This is a genomic window from Salinivibrio sp. MA351, from assembly GCF_001996065.1.
In the GTDB taxonomy this organism is placed as follows: domain Bacteria; phylum Pseudomonadota; class Gammaproteobacteria; order Enterobacterales; family Vibrionaceae; genus Salinivibrio; species Salinivibrio costicola.
This window is the reverse complement of record NZ_MUFG01000050.1, coordinates 1-6,209: the sequence shown is the minus strand read 5'-3', so window position 1 is coordinate 6,209 and position 6,209 is coordinate 1. Positions and strand designations below refer to the sequence as shown.

Annotated in this window: 5 protein-coding genes; 2 read left to right on the top strand and 3 right to left on the bottom strand. The window is 48.4% G+C overall.

What is annotated here, in order from left to right; all coding sequences use genetic code 11:
- Window positions 1–191, top strand: a 191-nt coding sequence (locus BZG78_RS15540) for a hypothetical protein (RefSeq protein ID WP_206779563.1), incomplete at its 5' end; no start/stop codon positions are given.
- Between the two features lie 331 nt (window positions 192–522).
- On the opposite strand, the gene clpB is transcribed toward BZG78_RS15540, so the two are convergent.
- The 3 genes from clpB to rluD all read right to left on the bottom strand — a co-directional run bounded on the left by clpB (window position 523) and on the right by rluD (window position 4,877).
- On the bottom strand, window positions 523–3,099 hold the full coding sequence (gene clpB, locus BZG78_RS15075) for an ATP-dependent chaperone ClpB (protein WP_021024607.1): 2,577 nt from the start codon (window positions 3,097–3,099) through the stop codon (window positions 523–525).
- An 81-nt stretch (window positions 3,100–3,180) separates the two neighbouring features.
- Window positions 3,181–3,903: a peptidoglycan editing factor PgeF gene (gene pgeF / locus BZG78_RS15070; RefSeq protein WP_077661676.1), complete on the bottom strand. Its 723-nt coding sequence runs from the start codon at window positions 3,901–3,903 to the stop codon at window positions 3,181–3,183.
- On the bottom strand, window positions 3,903–4,877 hold the full coding sequence (rluD, locus tag BZG78_RS15065) for a 23S rRNA pseudouridine(1911/1915/1917) synthase RluD (RefSeq protein WP_077661675.1): 975 nt from the start codon (window positions 4,875–4,877) through the stop codon (window positions 3,903–3,905). The genes pgeF and rluD overlap by 1 nt, the downstream gene beginning before the upstream one ends.
- A 198-nt stretch (window positions 4,878–5,075) precedes the next feature.
- Here rluD and bamD point away from each other — a divergent pair, with 198 nt between their 5' ends.
- A complete protein-coding gene (gene bamD, locus BZG78_RS15060) occupies window positions 5,076–5,801 on the top strand; it encodes an outer membrane protein assembly factor BamD (protein WP_077661674.1) in 726 nt (241 codons plus the stop codon).
- Window positions 5,802–6,209: the final 408 nt, after the last annotated feature.

Sequence of the window (6,209 nt, the reverse complement as noted above, 5' to 3'; positions counted from 1 at the left end):
TAGGCCTGCCGCCAGCGTTCAATCTGAGCCATGATCAAACTCTTCAATTAAAGTTTTGGTGTTTGCTTTTCCTAAGAAAAGACAAACGGCTCGATAAATACTGTTTTGTTCGTCTCTTGCGAGACAAACGAATTGACTGTGCCGAACAACGTAAACGTTGTTTCGTATTGGTCACTCAGTTCATCGAATAAATCTTTTGTCTATTCTCAACGAGTGCCCACACAGATTGCATAGGTCAAATTGTTAAAGAGCGCCGCTCATCGTTGAGCGGGAGTGGCATAATACGCCACTTTGGCATTGAGTCAAGCATTTTGTTTTGCTTGTCTGTATTGCCGTTGTTAGCTCGGCTTGCCGTGCCAACGAGAGCGCATTATAGAGAGGTAATTTTTTGGCGCAAGGGGTTTTTGATAAAAAGATCTCAGGCGCGCAAAAACCCAACAATTTGCATTATTCCTAAGCGTTTTTGAGTCAAACCAAGAAAAAAGCCACCAAAAATGGTGGCTTTTGCCTGATAGGGCTGGGTTAGCCTTGTTTTGCAATGACATGGTCATTCTCAACATCAAGCCAAACGGGCTGACCTGGGACCAGTTCCCCACTCAAGATTTGTTGCGCCAGTGGGTTTTCGATTGTCTGTTGGATAGCCCGTTTAAGTGGACGCGCTCCGTAGACAGGATCAAACCCGCTTTGAGCAACCTTGGCAAGCGCGGCTTCGGAAATCTCCAATTTGAAATCTTTTTCTGCCATTCGTCGGGCAAGCTCTTGCATCTGCAAGCCAGCGATTTCTTTTATATGCTCTTCAACCAGTGGATGGAACACAACGGCCTCATCAATACGGTTAATAAACTCCGGTCGGAAATGATTCGCCGCCACCTCCATCACTGTTTGCTTCATGCCTGCATAATCCAGTTCACCAAAGTGTGCTTGGATTTGCTCTGAACCCAGGTTGGAGGTCATGATGACGACGGCATTTCGAAAATCAACCGTTCGCCCCTGACCATCCGTTAAACGCCCATCATCGAGTACCTGCAACAAGATGTTGAATACATCAGAATGCGCTTTTTCTATCTCATCAAGTAGAATTACCGAATAGGGACGACGACGAACCGCTTCAGTAAGATAGCCCCCTTCTTCATATCCAACATAACCAGGAGGCGCGCCAACTAAGCGTGCTACCGAGTGTTTTTCCATAAATTCAGACATATCTATCCGAACCATAGCATCACGGCTATCGAACATGAATTCGGCCAGCGACTTACACAACTCAGTTTTACCCACCCCTGTCGGCCCAAGGAAAAGGAAGGAGCCAATCGGGCGATTCGGATCCGCCAGTCCGGCTCGGCTACGCCGAATGGCATTGGCGACGGCACCGACCGCTTCATCTTGACCTATCACCCGCTGGTGCAAGGCTGATTCCATTTTAAGTAGCTTTTCTTTTTCGCTTTCCAGCATACGAGAAACAGGGATCCCTGTCTGCCGTGCGATAACATCTGCGATCTCAGCCTCTGTGACTCGGTTTTTCAATAAAGTCATTTCCTGCATTTCTGCTTGGCTAGCAAGATCGAGCTGCTTTTCTAAGTCAGGAATTTTGCCATACTGTAGTTCTGACATTCGACTTAAATCCCCGGCTCGCCGCGCTATCTCCATGTCAGTTCGTGCTTGCTCTAAAGCAGCTTTTATATGTTGAGCTCCAGATACAGCGGCTTTTTCTGTGTTCCAGACCTCTTCGAGCTCGGCATAATCACGCTCTTTTGCCTCTAGCTCGTCACGCAATGTCTCTAAACGCTTTTGACTCGCACTATCTTCTTCTTTTTCTAGTGCTTGTTGTTCAATTTTAAGTTGGACAATGCGTCGTTCTAAGCGATCTAACGAATCGGGTTTCGAATCAATTTGCATCCGAATGCTGGACGCCGCTTCGTCAATAAGATCAATGGCTTTATCGGGTAACTGGCGATCGGCAATATAGCGATGTGACAAGCTGGCTGCGGCGACGATGGCCGGATCGGTAATTTCTACCGCATGGTGCAGCTCGTAACGCTCTTTTAATCCGCGCAGAATGGCGACCGTGTCTTCTACATTTGGCTCATTCACCAATACTTTTTGAAAGCGACGTTCTAATGCCGCATCTTTCTCTACATATTGGCGGTATTCATCAAGTGTCGTTGCGCCCACACAGTGAAGCTCACCCCGTGCCAAGGCAGGTTTGAGCATATTCCCGGCATCCATGGCCCCTTCAGCTTTACCGGCCCCGACCATGGTATGAAGTTCATCAATAAAGAGGATGACATTACCTTCCTCTTTCGCCAGTTCATTTAATACCGCTTTTAGTCGCTCTTCGAACTCCCCACGGTATTTAGCCCCAGCGACTAGCGCCCCCATATCGAGAGAAAGCACGCGTTTACGGCGCAAACCTTCCGGTACCTCACCATTCACAATACGCTGGGCTAACCCCTCAACAATCGCGGTTTTGCCTACACCAGGCTCACCAATCAGGACGGGATTGTTTTTGGTACGACGCTGTAGCACTTGGATGGTCCGGCGAATTTCATCATCACGGCCGATAACAGGATCCAGTTTGCCTTGCTCAGCACGCTCGGTCAGATCCAGGGTAAATTTCTCCAACGCCTGCCGGTTTTCTTCGGCGTTGGGATCATCGACTTGCTGACCGCCACGGACTTTTTCTATCGCTTGTTCAACTTTTTGTGATGTCAGGCCATGGCTGCGCAATAGCTCCCCAAGCGGCCCTTTATCTTCTACCGCAGCTAAGACAAAAAGCTCAGAAGAGATATATTTGTCTTTACGCTTTTGTGAGATCTTATCGCAAAGGTTAAATAAGTTACCCAGATGATTCGAAAGCTGAACCTCACCGCCCGTGCCTGTGACTTGAGGGACGCGATCCAATAACTCAGAAAGGCTAGAGCGCAGTTGGCTCACATCCACGTTCAGCATGGTTAATAGCGGACGAATCGCACTGCTATCTTGATTCAGGAGTGCGGTCATCAAGTGAACGGGTTCAATATATTGATGGTCTCGCCCTAACGCGAGTGATTGCGCATCAGAAATGGCAATTTGAAACTTACTGGTAAAACGGTCAAGGCGCATCGTTAGTTCCTCCCACTTAACACCTTTAGTTGATGAATAAATGGGCACGATGCAGGTATTTTTCAAGCATCTAAGACGACTTTATTTCATTCGCCAGATACACGTTGCCATCCGCCCCGTTTGTCCATCTCGGCGATAGGAATAAAATTGATCGCCTTGCTGGTAGGTACATAGCGATCCCCCATAAATCGCGGTCACGCCAGTAGCTATTAGTCGTTGCCTTGCAAGCGCATAGAGATCAGCCAAATACTTGTCTGACCCTCGAGGTGAAAAAGCGGCCTTGGTCTGCCAAGAATACGAGATGAATGCCTGATAAACATCTTCACCGACTTCAAAAGCTTGTGGACCAATTGCCGGCCCCAACCAAACAAAACAGCGTTCTGGTTGCGCAAATAAAGCGAGGGTTGATTCTAAAACACCATTTAGTAGCCCTCGCCACCCGGCATGTGCCGCCGCGACTTGGCAACCATCATGGCTACAAAAAAGCACCGGTAAGCAATCAGCGGTCATAACCGTACAAGCTTGTCCGACGGTATCTGTAAATGCTGCATCGGCTTTGGGATGTCTGTCTTGATGTGGCAGCCGTGCGACCTCAGTCCCATGAACTTGCTCGAGCCACGTCAGTTCTCCGTGAACCATACCGGCTAGAGCAAGACGATTTTTTTGCACGGCATCTGGATCATCACCCACATGCATACCAAGATTCCAACCTGCAAACACGCCCTGGCTCACTCCCCCTTCACGAGTTGTGGTAAGTGCACCGATATTATCAGGAGCCGGCCAATCAGGTTGGAGGTAATCCATTAGTACTCGTCTTCTCCGTTTTCCGCTTGGTCGCTACGTAAATGCTCCGTCAATGCGACCATATCGTCGGGGATCGGGGCATGCCATTCCATTTGCTCACCCGTGATCGGATGGTCAAGACGTAACATGGCGGCATGTAATGCTTGGCGCTTGAACTGCCTTAGCGTCTGAACCAAGATCTCGCCGGCTTGACGTGGAGGCTTTGCCTTACCGCCATAAAGCGGGTCCCCTACCAGAGGATGATTTAAATACGCCATATGCACTCGGATTTGGTGAGTCCGCCCCGTCTCTAGTCGCAAACGTAACCGTGTATGACCCCGGAAATGCTCTGCAACCCGATAATGGGTTATCGCAGGCTTCCCTAATTCTTGGACGGCCATATGAGTCCGTTTTGTTGAATGGCGGCCTATCGGTTTGTCCACCATGCCACCACCGGTCATATTGCCAATCGCAATCGCTTCGTATTCACGCGTGATTTTACGTTTTTGTAGCGCGCGTACCAGTCGGGTCTGCGCGGGGATCGTTTTCGCAACCACCATTAGGCCCGTGGTATCTTTATCCAAACGATGCACTATCCCTGCACGCGGTACATCCCCGATATCAGGATAACGGTGAAGTAAACCATTCAATAATGTTCCATCCGGACAGCCGGCACCTGGATGCACCACAAGCCCAGCAGGTTTATTAATCACCAAGAGGTCATTATCTTCATAGACGACGTCGAGCGGTATCTCTTGGGGTAGCCAGCGATCGTCATCTTCAATCTCTGTGACAATCTCAACCTGCTCCCCGCCCATGACTTTCTGACGAGGCTTGTCTACCGCCATACCATCGAGTGAGACTTGCCCTGCTTGAATCCATGTTTTGATCCGAGAGCGAGAGTAATCGGGAAACAGCTCTGCGATCGCTTGATCGAGTCGCTGACCCATTTGGTGTTCTTGGATCTGATGGGATAATTCTATCTGTTGTGCCATACCGAACTTTTCTGTGATTTCTATGACTAAACCCTCGCAACAGTCGCTATCGTGGCGCTCGGCATATCGCCGGTAAACGCCTTTTGCTATAGTCGCCTATCACTGGATAAAATAGCCGGGATAATGACATTGTATCTGTTTGCCGCTGTGACCGTAATCCAGATGGCATAAAAACTTTTCAAGGAAGTGCGATAACCCATGAAACGCCTAACCCTTACTGCGCTACTCGCAGCCTCTGTACTCGTCGGTTGCTCAAGCAACAGTCAAGTTGTCCAAGACGATCCGCCATCCAAACTGTATCAGGATGCTGAAGCGCAGTTAAACAAAGGGGCATGGATAACAGCCATTGAAAAGCTTGAGGCATTGGACTCTCGCTATCCGTTTGGTGCTTATTCCGATCAAGTGCAACTGGATCTTATCTATGCTTATTATAAAAATGACGATCTGGCCTTGGCCGAAGCAACCATTGATCGCTTTATGCGTATGCACCCCGCTCATGCCGAAAGTGACTGGGTTACCTATATGCGAGGCCTCGTTCATATGGCACAAGATCGTAGCCTAATCCACGACATTCTCCGTATGGAGCGCAATGATCGTGACCCTCAGCCGGCTCGTAAAGCATTTGCTGATTTTCGCCGCTTACTCGAACGCTATCCCAATAGCGAGTATGCTGCTGATGCAAAGGCACGTATGATCGCGTTAAAAAATCGTTTAGCGCAATACGAGTTAGCCGCCGCCGACTACTATATTCGTCGTGAAGCTTGGGTTGCAGCCGTTAACCGTTGCCAGGCCTTACAACGAGACTTCCCTGACACTGAAGCCGCTAAAGCTTCTTTGCCTCTGATGCTAACAGCCTATAAGAAGCTCGGACTTGACGAGCCAGCCGAGCGTACTCAGGATCTGATAGACAAAAATTCCATTTAATCCGTCAATATTGGTTAAAACGACACTGGTTAAAACGACAAAAGCCTCTCTATTATAGAGAGGCTTTTTTGTGCTATGTCGCGATGAGACGAGCAAACACGAACAAAAAAAGAAAGCCCTGACCGACAGGCCAAGGCTTTATTGGTTTTTCATCAAAGATTAAAGATACAAAAAAGCCCCGACCGTTAGGTCAGGGCTTCGTATTTCTACTCATCAAAGTCTTACATAACATTGCTTTGATGCTTAAATTTTTGCTAACTAAAGCCCAATATTAAGCGCTAATTAGATTATCTTGTTTGATGCGATGAGGATTTTGAATCGAGACGCGCAGTGTATGCCAATACATGAGCATCGCAGATATCAAAAGCATCGAGCTATCAACAAGATAAGCAATGAGAGCCTGGCGAT